This window comes from Pandoraea horticolens (assembly GCF_902459555.1).
GTDB lineage: Bacteria > Pseudomonadota > Gammaproteobacteria > Burkholderiales > Burkholderiaceae > Pandoraea > Pandoraea horticolens.
In genome coordinates, this window is the sequence record NZ_CABPSM010000011.1 from 137099 (window position 1) to 153452 (window position 16354).

Here is a 16354-nt window from a genome sequence, read left to right on the forward strand (position 1 = left end):
ATTCGATGACGACAATCATTGGTTTGTCCGGCAGCCTGCGTAAGGGCTCGTACAACACGGCATTGCTGGTCGCAGCGAAGGCGGTGGCGCCTGCAGGCGTGACGCTCGACGTGCGCACGTTGCACGGCATTCCGCTTTACGACGGCGACGTCGAAGCGAGCGAGGGTATTCCGGACGCGGTCGCCGCGTTGAAAGACGCCATCGCAAACGCGGATGGTTTGTTGCTGGCAACACCCGAGTACAACAACGGCATGCCCGGCGTGTTCAAGAATGCGCTCGATTGGCTATCGCGACCCCCTGCCGATAGTGCGCGAGTGTTCCAGAACAAGCCGGTCGCCATCATGGGCGCGTCGCCCGGTGGTTTCGGCACGATTCTGAGTCAGAACGCCTGGTTGCCCGTACTGCGCACGCTACAGACCACTCCTTGGTGGCAGGGCCGTCTGATGGTGTCGCACGCGAATAAGGTCATCGACACCGACGGTAATCTTCAGGACGCCGCCGTGCGCCAGCAACTGGCCGCGTTTGTCGCCGGGTTCGTGACGTTTTTGGATGAGAGGAAGAGTGTTGGCTGAGGGTATTTGTTTTAAATCAATAAATTGCGGTGATTTATTGATGTGATTTGTTTGGTGATTTGCGATGCTGAACCTTCGCCAATCGAGAATGACGAACCGATAAGCGACGCGATTCACGAATTGTCCTGCGATGCACTATGCTGGATGGAACGTGTCGGCCGACACGTCGATCGCGTCCTGTCGCAAAACCGGGGGTGTCGCCATGCAAATTGAGTTTCCGGATCACCGTCCCGTGTTCAACTACGAAGATCTGACGATCGAATTCGCTGTTGTCGTCAATGGCCGGCCGTTCGATTGTGCGGTGTCGGCTGAAGCGTTGGAGGACCACTTTGGCGCCCACTCGGCCCGCGCAGACGATCTGTTGCATGCCTTCGAGCATGGGCGCAGTCATATCCAGGCGCTCACGCGCGAATACTTGGCGATGGGGCTCGCGGGCCCCGTCCTGCTGCGCAGTGGGCACTTCCGCTGGGTGCGGGAGACCAAGCGTCAGGCGTCGCGTCGCTAGTCGCTCATTCTCATTGGGGCAATATTTTCGCGCGCTGGAATTGATTGACGTCAAGTTTCGAATTGTTTAGGTATACGACTCAATAGGCGAGCCGTAGGGATCGGCGTAGACTGGCGTTGCCGCGAAAGAAGTCACACCAGCGGCACCACTGTCGATCACTAGAAGGAGTCGCCATGGGCTCGGAATTTCGCGTTGTCATTGCCTCGATCGCGGCCTTCATGACGTTGGCCGGGGCGTTTGCCACCATCCACGGCTTGCTTTATGACAAGACCTACGTCATGCACTGGGGGGTGGCCACTGTGCTGTTCGGCATTCTCTTCATCGTCGTGATGCTCACGCCGTGGCCGCGAGATGAAGAGGGCGAGACCAAGTCAAAGCCCTGAGTCGCACCAACCGTTTGGTGTGCGGCGTCCTACACTGGGAATTGAGGGACGCCGCCGAAGTCACCCGAGAGTCGCGCGGCCCCGGCTGGACAAGCCGCCGGTCTCGTCGATTTCCCTGCCTGAATCGCTTCGCAACGTGCGTGACCTCGTTGTGAGGTGACGTATGTGTTCCGATCTCCGCGTCTTCATTGCCTCCATCGCCGCGTTCGTGACGCTGGGAGGCATTTTCGCCACGATCCACGGTTTGCTGTTCAACCTGCCGGAGGTCTCCCGCTACGGCGTGGCAGCCGTGCTGATCGGGGCGACATGCACGGCTACCATGCTGATTCCGTGGGGCGAGCGTGAGAAGTCGTGACACGTCGATAAGCGTGTCGATGAGTGCATCGGACGGCCGCCTTAGCGAGCCGGTTGGGCGAGGCGTGCTCGCACGCACATGAACGCGGGCGCTTGCGACAATTCGTCGTACAGTCGGCGGTCGACGGCCTTCATCTCCGGCAACGGCAGCGGCTCGACCATACGTTCGATCTGCCAGCCTGCCTCGGCGGCGGCATTCAGAATGCTCGCCAGCGGGCGCCGATAGGACTCCACGTACGGCTTCGGCTCGCCGAAGCCGCTCCAGTACATGCCGAAACGCGTGGTCTCGAAGTAGGTGCTGTTGCGCCGCGTACGCTCGTCCATCCAATCGCGCATCGGATGCCCCATCGACCAGACCAGCATCGCGCCGGGTTGGGCGACCCGTGCGAATTCGCGAAATGTCGGCCCAAGGTCTTCGACGTAGTCGAGGGCGAGGGCGCTAACGATGGCGTCGAAGCGATTGTCGGTCAGTGTCGCGAAGGTTTCGCCGAGGTCTTGCACGTCGAACGTCGCGGCGAGTCCTTCGCAGCGTTTGCGGGCCAGCACGATCATTTCGGGGGTGACGTCGATGCCGTGTACCGTCGCCCCTTGCCCGGCGAGCCAGGCGCTGTTGATGCCGGGGCCGCAGCCCGCGTCAAGCACCTGCAGGCCGGCGGTGTCGCCAAGCAGGGCGCGCGTGGCGGGGCGTTCGTACAGGGCGTTGTGCGGCTTGGTGACGGCAATCTCGGCGTAGCGTTCGGCGAAACTTGCGTAAGCGGTGCGTCCTATCGACGCTGGATCGGATGACGACATGCGCGGCTCCAGGGGGGCGGCCCCGCACGGCGCACGATGACGCGAACGCGCAACGGTGACCGGGCGGCAGGGCGAAATAATAAGGCGGGGAGCGATTGTAACGCCAAAGCGGCAAATACCTGGCATGCCCGGCCATACCCACTGTCGCGATTCACGGGGCCTTCGGGGCGGAATCGAGCCTCCCCCGAGTGTCCGCACGACACACCAATGTGGGAGAATAGCGGCCTTCGCCGCCGCGTCTGCCTTCGAGACGGGCGTTGTGCGACAGCCGTTATTGCGCGACAACATTCCCAAGCATGCCCCCATCCAGTCTTTCTCCCTCGCCGTCCGGCGCCTCGACCTTTGGTGTGGCCGAGACCATCGATGTCGCCGTGATCGGTGCGGGTCCCGCCGGTCTGATGGCGGCAGAAGTGTTGTCGGCGGCGGGATGGCGTGTCGACGTGTACGATGCCATGCCGTCGGTCGGGCGCAAGTTTTTGATGGCGGGCAAGGGCGGTATGAATCTCACGCACAGCGAGCCCGCAGCGCCATTCGTGGCCCGCTACGGCAAACGAGCGGACGCCGTCGCCCGGTGGCTGCGCCGTTTCAGCGCGGACGATGTGCGCTCGTGGGCGCATCGGCTCGGCATCGATACGTTCGTTGGCACGTCAGGACGTGTTTTTCCCGTCGACATGAAAGCGGCGCCACTGTTGCGTGCCTGGCTCACCCGGCTGCGTGCGGCCGGTGTCCGGCTGCATGTACGTCATCGCTGGCTGGGCTGGGAGGCACAGGCGGCGGCCGGTCCGGACGACCTGCGGTTCGCAACGCCGAGCGGCGAGCGCCGGGTACGGGCAAAGGCGGTGGTACTGACGCTGGGCGGCGCCAGTTGGCCGCAGTTGGGGTCGGACGCCGCCTGGGTACCCTGGTTGCAGGACCACGGGGTAGGCGTCGCGCCGCTTCTGCCTGCCAACGCGGGTTTCGAGACGGACTGGACGCCGCATCTGCGCGAGCGTTTCGCGGGGCACCCGGTGAAGTCCGTGACGATGACGCTGCCTGACGGCACGACGCGGCAAGGCGAGTTCGTGATCTCGACGCATGGCATTGAGGGCAGTCTGGTGTACGCGCTGTGTGCACCGATCCGCGATGCGATCCGCGCCAATGGCAGCACGCAAATCCATCTGGATCTTTTGCCGGATTGGCGTGAGCAGCGCGTGGCCGAGGAGGTGGCGCGCCCGCGCGAATCACGCTCGATGGCGAGCCATCTGCAAAGCCGTCTGGGAATCGCGGGGGTGAAGGCGGCGCTGCTGCGCGAGTGCCTGCCGCGTGAGACGTTCAACGATCCGGCGGCGCTCGCGGCCGGGATCAAGCGGTTGCCGTTGACGCTGCTGCGCACACGCCCGATTGCCGAAGTCATCAGCACTGCCGGAGGCGTCGCGCTCGACGCACTGGACGCCCATTTGATGGCGAAGGCACTGCCGGGGGTGTTCTGCGCGGGAGAGATGCTGGATTGGGAAGCGCCAACCGGTGGGTATCTGCTTACCGCATGCTTTGCCAGCGCCTGCGTGGCGGGAGATGGCGCAGCAGCCTACCTTCAGGCCCTGCGCTAATGGAGCGACCCGACGGCTGTGCCGCCGCCGGGGGCGCTTGTCTTCTCGGTCTGGTGTCAGCTTTAACGGGATCAGGCCGGGCGAACACCCAGACGCCACAGTGAGGTGACTTCGGCGCGTCGCGCAGCATGCAGCGGGTCGTTGGCATCACCGGCCTTCGGATGATGCGGCCGCACATCGTGACGCGCAAGCACGACCAGACCCGCCCCGTGAATCCACGACAACAACGTCTCGCGAGTGCGCAAACCCAAATGTTCCGCGAGATCCGACAGAATCAGCCAGCCTTCGCCGCCCGGACTCAGATGGGCCGCCAAGCCATTCAGGAAGCCCTTGAGCATCTGGCTCTCCGGATCGTAAATGGCATGCTCGATGGGCGCATTTGCCTTGGCCGGCAACCACGGCGGGTTGCAGACGATCAACGGCGCCTCGCCCTCAGGGAACAGATCGGCATCCACGATCTTCACCGAACGGTCGTAGCCAAGCCGCGAGATATTCTCTCGCGCACACGCCAATGCCCGGGGATCGCGATCCGTCCCAATGACCTGCTGCACCCCACGACGTGCCAGCAACGCCGCGATGACACCCGTTCCCGTGCCAACGTCAAACGCCAACGACGTGGACGGCAACGGCGCCTGCTCGATCAACTGCAAATACTCGCCGCGAACCGGCGAAAATACGCCGTACCACGGGTGAATCGATGCACCCAACGCCGGAATCGTCACCCCCTTCTTGCGCCACTCGTGCGCACCGACCAATCCCAGAATCTCTCGCAACGATGCCACCGACGGTGCATCGTCCGGCACACCCCAGACTTCCGTGCATGCCTCTCGAACGTCCGGCGCACGACGCAACGGAATACCATAGTCGGCATCCAGCGGAATGAGCACCATGCCCAAGATTCTCGCCCGCTGGGCCTGCGCCATCCGGTGCTTGTGAAAGGCCTCAGCCGGATTGACGCCGGTCTGTGTATCTTTCACCGACGCCTTGCGACGTGGGCGATGCGGCGGACGGTCAGCCCGACGCGCCATCGCCTGCATCAATTGACGTGCATTCTGATAGTCGCCGCGATATAGCAACGCCGTACCACCACATGCCAGATGGTACGCATCGTCAGCCGTGATCGTATCGTCGACAACTTCGACGCGGCGCGGTGGGGTGACTCCCGCTTCTGAACGCCAACGGGCAGTGACGGGGCGACCGTCTTCGGTCCAGTCGAGCGTTGGAGTATTGTTCATGCTGTGTCTTTTAATGGCGTGGCGGCGCTGAGAAGCGCTGGCGGGATGCTCCCCCCAGCCGGACCGGGGGCCCCTTTCCGCCTCTCAAACATAAACCCAACTCGCTGCAGAAAGGGGCCCCCGGTCCGTCTTCTTCGCTTCCTTCTGGATGCGCCGGAAGCACGCATTATGCCTGCGTTAATACTCATCCCTACTCATCCCGCCGGAAATGGCCCGTTTTTAGCCGCTTTCGGCCGCGCTTTCGTCCGTTTAGGTGGTGCCTTCCGGGGCGGAGAACAATACGCCGATTGCCTCCCTTAACGCGCCATCCAACGCCGGGTCGATGCCCGGGATCGGCGCCGGCTTCATCTCAGGTGCCGGTCCGCCATGCCTCAACGCCGCCGCCATATGCGTGAGAATCGCCGCCCCAGGATGTACCGCTGCCTCTTGATCGTCTCTACGCGGAACCGTGTCCGTGATCGTATTCGCTACCCGCTCCAATCCCACCAACGCAGGCCACCAACGCGCCGCTCGACGACTCACCAACGGAGGCTCCGATAACGCTCGCTGCAATGCAACACGGGTGTCGTCCAACGCCTTGTACGCCGCGCGCCTTGCCACGAAAACCGCATCGATATCGCGCGTGTCGGCAAGCGCCGCATAGCGGCCCAGCGCGTCAAGTACTCCGGCAACCCGCTCGTCAAGCTGACGCCGCTCCCACTTTGCCCACGGCAAATACCCCACCAACAACACGATGGCACACGCCGCCACAGCGTCGATGAAGCGCGCGACGGCAATGTTCTGACTGCCCGGCTGCAACGCACCCATCACCAACATCAGGATCGGTAACAACAACGCGCTGAATAATCCATAGTTGCGCCGCAACGCCCAAGGCAAACACGCAGCGAGCGGAATTAGCGTTGCCAAACTGACGAGACCGTTACGGTCGACCGCAACTACCGCTGCTGAGACCGCCACGCCAACGATGCTGCCCACGCCACTCTGTAACGCTCGGGCAAATACGGAGCCGTAGTTCGGCTTGAAAATTACCACGACGATCAGCGGTACCCAATACGAGCGCGGCAACGCCGTGATCGCAATGAAGATCTGCGCGACAAGCACGCACAGGCCGATGCGAACCAGATATCGCCACACATCCGGCCAAGGCCACTTCGGCATCCAGCGTGGATGCACCGTGGCCCGCGCCTGATGCCGCGCCAAAGCAACCAATGGCGCCTCGGCAGCATGCACGGTACCCGCGAGCAACGGCTCGGCACGATGCAACGCCGACGCCAACGTCGGGGACCGATTGGCCTTCGCTACGGTGACGACGGCATCAACGTCGACAGGACGATCTCTCGCAACGCTGCGGGCAACGCCGTACATGGCGCGCCCGAGCGGCGCAGGCAAGGGCCTGCCTCCTTGCACAAGACCGATGACGGCAGACGTGATGGGCTCGGCAGCCAATATCTGTGCGGCTCGGCGCTCAAGGACATCCCAGCCGCTAACCGTGCTTGCGCGTGCCGTCAGCAATGTGTCGTAAGCCGCAGCAATCGCATTTTCGAGCGAGCGGCGTGCGAGCCTTACACGCGGCGTGCCGCTCGCTTCGAGCACGTTGGCCAACTGCTGATAGATGGCGGCGACAGCGTCACGCTCGGCCGCGCCCGGATGCCGTAGCCAATGTACGGCCATGAGCATTACGCTGAAGACTCCCCCCGCAGCCAGCAGCAGCGGCGCACGCCATTCGGGCGGCGGCAGCGCAAGGCCCCAGCCGACGATGAGGTAAACGACACCCTGCAACGTCGCGGCTGAAGCCACGTTACCAAACGTTCCGATGAAGCTGAACAGCAGAATGGCCACTTGCAGCAGCACATGCGCGAGCCACGGATTGTAGACGCCGATATCGTGGATCAGCATGCCGGCATAAAAGCCCACGACGCCGGTGGCAATGGTCAGCAGGATGGAGCGTGCCCGTGCACGATAGGGGCCGGTCCGGTCGCCCGTGATGGCCGGCAGCGCGCCGAGGGCGATGAGCGACGCGTCGGCGCCATGACCGGTCGCGGCGCCGATGGCCGTAGGGACCGCGACGCAGAGGGTGGCATGGACGGCGTCCCAGCGCGAGAACGCCACGGGTTCGAGTCGCGCCAGACGCGACATCCACGCGACGCGGCGGCCGGGTTCAGGCGTTGTGGGCATGGGGGAGGGCTGCCGCTCCGTCGTCAGGACGCGCGCTCTGGCGTGTCTGTATCCATCAGCGGCATGAGTTTGCCTTGGCCGCGAATCCAGGCGTGATCGGCGCGCTCGGCCATTTCTTTGTCGCCCCGGCTGTCGCCGTAAGCGAAGAGCACGCGCGGCGGACAAGTCGTCCACCACGCTTCGAGGCGTCGCAATTTTTCGGGCCCCCAGCAATTCGGCTGCGCGAATTGCCCAGAGAAGCGCGCCTGATCGTCGAACGCGAGTTCGGTGCTTAGTACGGCATCGAACCCGACGGAGGCGGCCCAAGGGCGAAGGTACAAGCCCGGTGAGGCACTGACCAGCACGACGCGGTGTCCCATCGCCCGGTGCTGCCGCAGGCGCGCAAGCATCTCGGGGCGCAGCAGACTGGGTAGGCGCCGAGTGATGAACCGTTGGGCATCGTCTTCGAGTTGTGCCCGGGTGCGCATACCGAGTGACGCCCGCAGGAACGCCGCCTTGGCAGTGCCTCTGTCGACGAGACGCAATGCGGCGCCGATCAGCCATGGCGACGCGAGCACGGCGCCTGCCACGAAACGCGGTGTGCCGACCGTGTCACGCACAAACACGCGCAGACTGTCGGTGGTGGAAATCGTCCCGTCGAAGTCGAAGGCGGCGATGATGGACGCGTCTTGCATGCAGCGTCAACGCTTGTCCGGCACGGGCGATGATGCCGGCGTCGTGCTGCGCGAGTCGGCGACGGCCACGAGATGCGGCCAGCGTTCACTCGCCTGCCGGCCGGCAACAATCGCCTGTTCGTCGCGATAGAACGGCAGCACATCGGTGCCGACGGTTTCACGCAGACGGTCGATGTCCGATGGATACCGATGTTCGATCATCGCGTCAGCCGCTTCCGGCGCGGACGTGATGGTCGCCTTGGTGTTGGGGGACGAAGGTTCGTTCAGGCTCATGCCGGGCATTCTATACGGTGCGCCTCGCCCACCGCAATTCAATTGCCGTGCTGACCGGCCGGCCGGTCGCTGTACCTGTCTCGCGACACATGGGCGCTAATGCCAGCTTGATCACTTGTACTTAAGCAAGCTAGCATGGCAAGACGTGCCATTTCGAGATGAGTTGTCCTGCCGGACCCCGGCGATCTTAGGATTGCGTGATAACGACGTGGTGAAGCGTCGGGTCGATCAGGCAAGGCTCGTGTGGAGATGGTGATAATGCAGCACAAGGACAGATGAGGCATCGCATATGCAGCTTCAAGCGTCTTGGTCGCGTTACACGAAGGTCACAGCCATCTGCCTGCTAATGATTGCAGCGATGGACCCCGGTGTCAGGCTTGCGGGAGCGGCACCAGCGGGAGGCGGAACGGGTAAGGCTCCGGCGCCATCGGCCGCCGCTGCCGTGCCGGACACGGCGTTCGGCGCCACCGCCTCGCCAGAGACGGGCGGCAGTACCGTTGCGCTTACGTCATCACCGCCCGGCACCCGTCAGCGTACGGTCACGTTTGCTCAACTGGGGCAGACGAACGGCCTGCGCCTGCGTGGCACGGAAGGCGCGGGCGATGTTAATTTCGGAGTCCGGCTCGATCAGACCGTCGCCTCGGCGTTGCTGCGGCTACGCTACACCTATTCGCCCGCTCTGATCCCCAATCTCTCGCAACTCAAGGTGTATCTGAACGAGGAGCTGATCGCCGCGTTGCCGTTCAGCAAGCAGGACGGCGGCAAGAATCTGGTGCAAGAGATTCCGCTTGATCCGCGCCTGCTCTCGGGCTTCAACCGTGTCCGTCTCGTATTCATCGGCCATTACACGATGGAGTGCGAGGACCCGATGCACTCCAGCCTGTGGATGGATGTCAGTCCGCAGAGCGAGATTGTCACGAGTACTCAGCCGCTCCCACTGCGCAACGATCTGGCAACGCTGCCCACACCGTTCTTCGATCGGCACGATAACCGCGATCAGTCGGTGCCTTTTGTCTTCGGCGCACCTCCGTCGCCTGCGGTAGTGCACGCGGCCGGAGTGGTGGCGACATGGGCGGGGGCTATTGGCGACTATCGCCGTACGCGCTTCCCGGTCAGCGTAAATACGCTGCCGTCGAAACACGCCATTGTGTTCGCCACGAACGACACGTTGCCGCAGGGGCTCAATCTCGCCAAGGTCGACGCGCCGACGCTGCGCATGATGACGAATCCGAATGATTCGTCGCTCAAGCTGCTGGTCGTTCAGGGGCGCGACGCCAAGGATCTGGAGACGGCGGTCCTGGCGCTTGTCTCGGGCCGCGCTGCGCTGTCGGGGGAAACGACACGCATCGATGCGCTCGAGCCGTTGCCTCCGCGCCCGGCCTACGACGCACCGCGCTGGGTGCGCACCGATCGTCCCGTCACGTTCGGTGAACTGGTCGACAATCCGAGCGATCTCCAGGCGAACGGCTATATGCCGTGGCCGATTCGCATTCAGCTCAATCTGCCGGCGGACTTACTTACGTGGCAGAACGCCGGCGTGCCGATGGATCTGAAGTACCGCTACACGCCGCCGGTCAAAACTGACGATTCGTCGATGAGCGTGACGATCAACGATCAGTTCGTGCGGGCGTATCGTTTGCGCCCGGCCGGGGCGAGTACCGACAAGAGCCACACGCTTGTGGAGTTGCTCGCCGACGGCACAACGGCCGACCGTAGGGAGGTGCGTATCCCCGCCTTCCAGGTAGCAGCGCGCAATGCGCTGTCGTTCCAGTTCGCGATGGAGCCGCACAAGGAAGGGATGTGTAGCCAGACGATCACGAACGCCGCACACTCGGCCATCGACGCGGACTCGACCATCGACTTCAGCGCTTTGCCGCACTACGCCGAGATGCCGAATCTGAGCTTCTTCGTCGGCAGCGGCTTCCCGTTCACGAAGTACGCCGATCTTGCGCAGACTGCCATTGTCATGTCTAAGACACCCGACACGGCGGAACTCGAAACGGCGTTTTCGGCGCTCGGCCAGTTCGGCCGCTCGACCGGCACCTATGCCGACCGCTTCGAGGTGCTCGACACGACGCAAACGGACCGCTTCAAGGACCGCGATCTGCTGGTGATCGGCGGCAAGGACGCCGCCGACCTTCTGGTCAAGTGGGGCAAGAATCTGCCGCTGATCATCGACAAGACCCGCCGCGTGCTGACGACGCAGCCGCAAAGCTATCGGGGGGATGGCGCGATGGGCTCGGCATTCGCGGCAAGCCGCGTCGGCCCGGCACGCATGGACGCGCTGTCGCAAGGTCCGCTCGCGGCACTTGTCGGCTTCGAATCGCCCGTGAGCCCCTCGCGTTCGGTGGTCGCGATCAATGCGTCGAGCGACGATACCCTGCTCAGCGTGGTCGATGCCATTGACGACAGCACCCGGCGCGAAGCGATTCACGGCGATCTGGCGGTGGTCAACGGCGAGCGAGTCGAGTCGTACCGGTTGGGGCAGACGTACTTTGTCGGCGACGTGAGCTGGTGGACCCGCATTCGCTATCACCTCTCGAGCCACCCGATTCTGGTCGGGCTGGTTGCGTTGCTCGCGGCCTTCGCGATTGCGCTCAAGTGCTTTGGCTGGTTGCAGCGCCGCGCGTCGCGTCGTCTGGAGCAGTGAATGGAACGCGCCGATGCTTACGGCCGGCGCCGTCGTGCCGTGTTGCGCGCCCTCGCCGCGTGCAGTACGGTGTCGATGCTCGCCAGTGTGACGCGACGGGTGCATGGTGCGCCGGCGAATCCAGCGCCCCTGGCGCCCCTTCGCGCAGCGGGCGGCGGCCGTACGTGCGCTCCTGTCGACTGGCCCGACTGGACGCGTTTCAAGGCGGGTTTCCTGAGTGACGACGGACGCGTGGTCGATCACAGCACGAACGACCAGCGCACGGTATCCGAAGGCCAGGCCTACGCGTTGATCTTTGCGCTGATTGCCAACGATCGGGCCACGTTCGACAAAGTGCTCGACTGGACGATCAACAGTCTGGCGCAGGGCGATCTGACCGCCCGTCTCCCGGCATGGCTCTGGGGCAAGAAGGACGACGGCCAGTGGGGCGTACTCGACAGCAACCCGGCAAGCGACGCCGATATGTGGATCGCTTACGCGCTGGGCGAGGCGGGACGGTTATGGACGGTGCGGCGCTACACCGCGCTCGGCGCGCTCGTTGCACGACGCATCGCGTCGGAGGAGAGCGATTTCGTCCCGGGACTTGGCCGCACGTTACTCCCGGCCCCGGTCGGTTTTCATCCGGCCAAGGATCTGTGGCGGCTCAACCCCAGTTACGTACCGATGCAAGTGGTGCGGTGCCTGGCTGGCCTCTTTCCGGAGAGCGGGTGGGAACAACTCATTCCATCGTCGCTCAAGCAGATCACGCTGACGGCGCCGCCGCTTGGGTTCGCCCCCGAATGGGCGATGTACCGCGCCGGCCGTGGGTTCGAGATCGATCCCGAGACGCAGGGCGAGGGCAGTTACAACGCGATTCGTGTGTACCTCTGGGCGGGCATGCTCGCCCCCGACAGCGCGGATTTTCGCGCGCTCAGGCACACTTTCGACGGCATGTTGAAGTACGTGGCGACCCACGGCGCCCCGCCCGAGCGGGTCAATACGCGTGACGGCGCCGCCAGACAGGACGGCGGTTCGGGATTTTCGGCGGCGCTGGTCCCGCTGCTTCAGGCCGTGGGGGATACGACGCTGGCGCAAGCGCAAGTCGTGCGTGCCCGTTCTCTCGATGCGCAATCGGCGCCGGTCTACTACAACTCGGTACTCTCGCTGTTCGGTCTGGGCTGGCGGGACGGGCGCTTCCGTTTCGCCGCCAACGGCACGTTGCAAGTGCCATGGGAGGCGGCTTGCGCCACACGCTGATTCGCTCCGCCTGCGTGACTTGCCTGCTCATGGCTGCGGGTGGGGAACATGTGCGTGCGGCCCCCGCGCCGAACGCCGGTGACAACGAGGCCGACGCCGTGGCGCCCAGTCGAGACGTGCGTAATCTGCTCTCGAGCGCGACCCTCTGGCACGCACGTTATCGCAACGATCTCGCCCGCTCCGCGCTGGAAAAGGCGTTGCTCGTGCAACCGGACCAGCCCGACGCGCTCTCGCTGCTCGGTCAGATCGAGATTGAGGAGAATCATCCGCAGCAGGCGAACAAGGCATTGCAGACACTGCGCGCGCGCTATCCGAACGCCCTGGCGACGAAAGCGCTGGCCGACGTGATCCGCATCAATACTGTCGACAAGCCTCGTATCGCGCGCGCTCGTCTGCTTCAACGCAGCGGGCAGGCCGATGCCGCCTTTGCCGAATACAAGGCACTGTTTCCCGATGGCCCGCCCAGTGGCGATCTCGGCGTCGAGTACTTCCGGGCGCAGGCGAATGCCACCAACGGCTGGCCGGCTGCGCAACAAGGGCTGGCGAATCTGGCGAAGGCGTCGCCGGAAAATACGCGCGCTTCACAATCGTTGGCCGAAATGATGATCGACCGGCCGGCGAGCCGCCTTGCTGGCACGCGCATGGTGGCCGAACTCGCGGCGCGTCCTGATGCGGACATGAACGCGTTGCTGTCGCTGTGGCAGAAGGGGCTGTCCAAGGCGGACGGCAATCTCGCGTGGTTACCCCTGTATCAACGCTACCTCGCGCTCGCGCCAAACGACGCCGAGATCCGCGCGGCTTACGACAAGCTGAATGCGCAGCAAACCGCCCGCGCGCGTATGCTGGACGATCCCACGTACAAGGCGAGGCAGGCCGGTATTCGGGCGCTCGATCAGGGGCGGCTGGGCGACGCCGAGAAGTCGCTCGACGCAGCACGCGCCAAGCGACCTAACGACGGCGAACTGGCGGGCTCGCTGGGGCTTGTGAAGATGCGGCAGGGCGATCACAAGGGGGCGCAGGAATTGTTCGCACAGGCCTTGCGCAAGGACCCGGGCAATGCCGGCAAGTGGCGTAGCCTGCTGCGGACATCGCAGTTCTGGGGCGCGATGTCCGACGCGCGCGCCGCCCGCGACGCCGGCCGTCTCGATGAGGCCGACAGGCTCGTACGAAGCGCCCTGGCCAGCGATCCGCGTAATCCCGACGGGCTGGCCCTGCTGGGCGCCATTGCGCTTGACGATAAGCGCGACGGCGACGCCGAGCGGCTCTTCCAGCAAGCACTCAAGATCGCGCCGGATAACGACACGGCCCTGCGCGGCATGATGACCCTGTACTCGCGTCAGCAGCGCCGCACGGAGTTAGCGAGCTTGCTCGGCGACCTGCGCCGGCGCTTCCCGCAAGACAAGGCTCGCTTCGACAAGGCCGAGGCTGCCGCGTTGTCAGGCGACGCCGAGCGCGAGATGGCCGAAGGCCACAATGGTCCGGCGCTCGCGGCGCTCGAGCGTGCCGTCGCGCTCGATCCGGGCAATGCGTGGACACGCTATTCGCTCGCGAGTCTCTACCGGAAGCTGCGACTGCCGCAGATCGGCCGCGACGTGATGGCCGATGGCCTGCGCCAGCCACTCGAGCCCGACGACCGCGCGCAGATGCTGTACGCCCAGGCCGTTTACCTCAACGTGATCGACGACGAAGCCGGGGCGCGGACCTCGCTCGCGCAGATTCCGGCGGCCAATGTCACACCGTCGATCCAGCGCATGCGAACGACGCTTGCGATTCGCCACACGGCCCGTCTGGCCCGTGAAGCGCATGCCGCAGGTGACGACGCACTGAGCGAACAACGCTATCGCGAAGCGTTGGCGATGGCGGGCGACGATCCGGAACTGATCGGTGAGGTGGCGCGTGCGCGCGTGTTGGCCGGGCAGCCGGAGCAGGGTCTCGCACTCATGCGCGACTGGCTCGCCGCGCATCGAGACAAGCCGCAGCCCGACGCGCAACTGCGCTACGCGGAATTGCTCAATACGACCGAGCGCGATGCCGAACTGGGGACCTTCCTCGCCGGCGTCGATCCCGCGACGCTCGGCGCGGATCAGCGCGACGAATGGCGGGATTTGCAGGATCGGTTGGCGTTGCGTCAGGCCGACCGGGCGCGGGCGCTGGGTGACTTCAAGACGGCACGCGACAAGCTCGATCCGTTGCTCTCGCGTCAACCGCCTGACAAGCGCGCGCTGTCGACACTGGGCGACATCTATTTCGACGAACGCCGTTACGACGACGCGCGCAAGATCGCCGAAGCACAAATCCGTCAGGACCCGAACGATCAGGATGCACGCCTGTCGCTCGTGCGCGTGCTCTACGAGATGCAAGACGATGAGGCCGCCAACCGCGAACTCGATCGCGCGTTGGCCGAGGCTGCGCCGGATGACGTCTGGACTCAGCTCGCGGCCGTGCGACGGCTCACCGCGATGGATCGCTTCGACGAAGCCATCGCCCTCAACGACAAGCTGCGCGCCCAGTTTCCCGATACCTCGGCAGTGACGGTGCAGCGCGGTCGCATTGCGCAATCCCAGCGCCACTACAACGAGGCGAAGGGATGGTACGACCAGGCGCGCAAGGAAGAGATCGTGCAAGGCGCGCTGCCGGGCTATGACGGCATGACGTCGGCCGAGTCGGCCATCGACGCTCTGGCGTCGCGTCGCAACAGCTATGTGGCGGCAGGATACGAAATCGATCAGAAGAAGGGTGACGGCGGCATCTCGATGTTCAACGCGCGCGCCGTGCCCCTGTACGGCCAATACGCGATCGGTTACGACGGCCATGTGTTCGCGCAGACGGATTACGTCAACGCCGACTCTGGGGACTTGCCGCTGAACGGCACGTCGGCGTTTGGCACGCTGCCATTGCTCAATGTGCCGGCGTTCCGGACGGCGAATCCCGGTGTGGCGGGCGACTACGGCACGAAGCGCCAGAAGGCGCACGGACAGGCGCTCATGCTCGGGTATGAGAACGACTGGATTCGGGCGGATATCGGCCATACGCCCATCGGCTTCCCCATCTCCTACGTGACTGGTGGCGTGCGCCTGTTCGGCAACCTCGGACGCTACAACTACTGGGTCGACGCGTCGCGCCGGCCGATGATCGGTAGCATGGTGTCTTATGCCGGGGCGTATCTGCCGTTACCCGAGATATTCGGCGACGGCAAATGGGGGGGCGTGCGGCGCGACGCCATTACGTTCCACGCGTCACGCGATTTCGCGAAGTGGGGGGTGTTCGCACAAGCCAGTGTGGCGCGGCTCACGGGCGAGAATGTCCTGAACAACTCGGAGGTGTCGGCGCGCGCCGGTGTCGATCTGCCACTCATCTACAAGCGTGACATGCGCCTGAACACCGGCCTCACGCTGTTCTTCGACAGCTTTGCGCAGAACGAGCGCTTTTACACGTACGGACACGGCGGATACTACAGCCCGCAGACCTATGTCTCGCTGACGCTGCCACTGGAATGGTACGGACGCATGCAACGCTGGTCGTACTATTTACGTGGCTCGGTGTCGTTCTCGCAGAGTCAGGAGAAGTCGATGTCGTACTTCCCGACAGACGGGGCGCTGCAAGCGGCCAGCGGGAACCTGACGTACGGTTCGGGCGGCGGCTTCGGGGTCGGCTTCTCGGTGCTTGGACGCGCGGAATACTGGGTCGATCGCCAGTGGGTCGTCGGCGCGCAGGTGCAGTTCGAGCGCTCTGACTACTACGCGCCGAATCGCTTCCTCGTCTACATGCGTTATCACTTCGACGCGCGCCGCGGTGAGGTACCGATGCCGCCTTCGCCGGTACGCCCGATCTGGAGCTACTGACCCATGCGCGCTCGCCTCGATTCCATTCTGACCATTGCCGTTTCACGTGCGTCCGAGGACGCCACCGGGGAGGGCAC

The 16354-nt window shown here is 64.4% G+C and carries 13 protein-coding genes; 8 read left to right on the forward strand and 5 right to left on the reverse strand.

Translation table 11 applies throughout. The annotated features are described in order from the left end of the window. Positions 1 to 5: 5 nt before the first annotated feature. The 4 genes from PHO31112_RS18115 to PHO31112_RS18130 all read left to right on the forward strand — a co-directional run bounded on the left by PHO31112_RS18115 (position 6) and on the right by PHO31112_RS18130 (position 1815). Positions 6 to 572: an NADPH-dependent FMN reductase gene (locus PHO31112_RS18115; protein ID WP_150621749.1), complete on the forward strand. Its 567-nt coding sequence runs from the start codon at positions 6 to 8 to the stop codon at positions 570 to 572. A 202-nt stretch (positions 573 to 774) separates the two neighbouring features. Continuing rightward, positions 775 to 1077: a DUF1488 family protein gene (locus PHO31112_RS18120; protein ID WP_150621750.1), complete on the forward strand. Its 303-nt coding sequence runs from the start codon at positions 775 to 777 to the stop codon at positions 1075 to 1077. A gap of 173 nt (positions 1078 to 1250) precedes the next feature. Further along, a complete protein-coding gene (locus tag PHO31112_RS18125) occupies positions 1251 to 1460 on the forward strand; it encodes a DUF2964 family protein (RefSeq protein ID WP_150621751.1) in 210 nt (69 codons plus the stop codon). A gap of 163 nt (positions 1461 to 1623) precedes the next feature. Next, positions 1624 to 1815, forward strand: coding sequence for a DUF2964 family protein (locus tag PHO31112_RS18130; protein WP_150621752.1), 192 nt, complete (start codon positions 1624 to 1626; stop codon positions 1813 to 1815). Between the two features lie 41 nt (positions 1816 to 1856). On the opposite strand, the gene PHO31112_RS18135 is transcribed toward PHO31112_RS18130, so the two are convergent. Next, positions 1857 to 2606, reverse strand: a complete 750-nt coding sequence (locus tag PHO31112_RS18135; RefSeq protein WP_150621753.1) for a class I SAM-dependent methyltransferase — start codon at positions 2604 to 2606, stop codon at positions 1857 to 1859. Between the two features lie 296 nt (positions 2607 to 2902). Here PHO31112_RS18135 and PHO31112_RS18140 point away from each other — a divergent pair, with 296 nt between their 5' ends. Then, on the forward strand, positions 2903 to 4192 hold the full coding sequence (locus PHO31112_RS18140; RefSeq protein WP_281355106.1) for a TIGR03862 family flavoprotein: 1290 nt from the start codon (positions 2903 to 2905) through the stop codon (positions 4190 to 4192). A gap of 71 nt (positions 4193 to 4263) precedes the next feature. Here the strand turns inward: PHO31112_RS18140 and PHO31112_RS18145 are convergent, their stop codons facing one another. From PHO31112_RS18145 to PHO31112_RS18160, 4 genes are all read right to left on the reverse strand, one after another. Continuing rightward, the gene (locus PHO31112_RS18145) at positions 4264 to 5427 is read right to left on the reverse strand and encodes a methyltransferase (protein WP_150621754.1); all 1164 of its coding nucleotides are present in this window, start codon (positions 5425 to 5427) and stop codon (positions 4264 to 4266) included. A gap of 249 nt (positions 5428 to 5676) precedes the next feature. Beyond that, positions 5677 to 7602: an FUSC family protein gene (locus PHO31112_RS18150; RefSeq protein WP_150621755.1), complete on the reverse strand. Its 1926-nt coding sequence runs from the start codon at positions 7600 to 7602 to the stop codon at positions 5677 to 5679. A gap of 23 nt (positions 7603 to 7625) precedes the next feature. Beyond that, a complete protein-coding gene (locus tag PHO31112_RS18155) occupies positions 7626 to 8276 on the reverse strand; it encodes an HAD-IB family hydrolase (RefSeq protein WP_150621756.1) in 651 nt (216 codons plus the stop codon). Positions 8277 to 8282: 6 nt separating this feature from the next. Next, complete coding sequence (locus tag PHO31112_RS18160; RefSeq protein ID WP_150621757.1) at positions 8283 to 8549, reverse strand: hypothetical protein; 267 nt, start codon at positions 8547 to 8549, stop codon at positions 8283 to 8285. Positions 8550 to 8838: 289 nt separating this feature from the next. Here PHO31112_RS18160 and bcsB point away from each other — a divergent pair, with 289 nt between their 5' ends. From bcsB to PHO31112_RS18175, 3 genes are read left to right on the forward strand one after another with little or no spacing between them, the layout of a single operon-like run. Next, complete coding sequence (gene bcsB, locus PHO31112_RS18165; protein ID WP_150621758.1) at positions 8839 to 11199, forward strand: cellulose biosynthesis cyclic di-GMP-binding regulatory protein BcsB; 2361 nt, start codon at positions 8839 to 8841, stop codon at positions 11197 to 11199. After that, a complete protein-coding gene (gene bcsZ / locus PHO31112_RS18170; protein WP_174995775.1) occupies positions 11200 to 12435 on the forward strand; it encodes a cellulose synthase complex periplasmic endoglucanase BcsZ in 1236 nt (411 codons plus the stop codon). After that, on the forward strand, positions 12420 to 16277 hold the full coding sequence (locus tag PHO31112_RS18175) for a cellulose synthase subunit BcsC-related outer membrane protein (protein WP_174995776.1): 3858 nt from the start codon (positions 12420 to 12422) through the stop codon (positions 16275 to 16277). Before bcsZ ends, PHO31112_RS18175 begins: the two co-directional genes overlap by 16 nt. Positions 16278 to 16354: the final 77 nt, after the last annotated feature.

Coding starts and splice junctions, on each gene's coding strand:
- PHO31112_RS18155 (WP_150621756.1), bottom strand. CDS start 8,276: ATGCAAGACGCGTCCATCATCGCCGCCTTCGACTTCGACGGGACGATT.
- PHO31112_RS18150 (WP_150621755.1), bottom strand. CDS start 7,602: ATGCCCACAACGCCTGAACCCGGCCGCCGCGTCGCGTGGATGTCGCGT.
- PHO31112_RS18140 (WP_281355106.1), top strand. CDS start 2,903: ATGCCCCCATCCAGTCTTTCTCCCTCGCCGTCCGGCGCCTCGACCTTT.
- PHO31112_RS18135 (WP_150621753.1), bottom strand. CDS start 2,606: ATGTCGTCATCCGATCCAGCGTCGATAGGACGCACCGCTTACGCAAGT.
- PHO31112_RS18115 (WP_150621749.1), top strand. CDS start 6: ATGACGACAATCATTGGTTTGTCCGGCAGCCTGCGTAAGGGCTCGTAC.
- PHO31112_RS18125 (WP_150621751.1), top strand. CDS start 1,251: ATGGGCTCGGAATTTCGCGTTGTCATTGCCTCGATCGCGGCCTTCATG.
- PHO31112_RS18130 (WP_150621752.1), top strand. CDS start 1,624: ATGTGTTCCGATCTCCGCGTCTTCATTGCCTCCATCGCCGCGTTCGTG.
- PHO31112_RS18120 (WP_150621750.1), top strand. CDS start 775: ATGCAAATTGAGTTTCCGGATCACCGTCCCGTGTTCAACTACGAAGAT.
- PHO31112_RS18160 (WP_150621757.1), bottom strand. CDS start 8,549: ATGAGCCTGAACGAACCTTCGTCCCCCAACACCAAGGCGACCATCACG.
- bcsZ (WP_174995775.1), top strand. CDS start 11,200: ATGGAACGCGCCGATGCTTACGGCCGGCGCCGTCGTGCCGTGTTGCGC.
- PHO31112_RS18145 (WP_150621754.1), bottom strand. CDS start 5,427: ATGAACAATACTCCAACGCTCGACTGGACCGAAGACGGTCGCCCCGTC.
- bcsB (WP_150621758.1), top strand. CDS start 8,839: ATGCAGCTTCAAGCGTCTTGGTCGCGTTACACGAAGGTCACAGCCATC.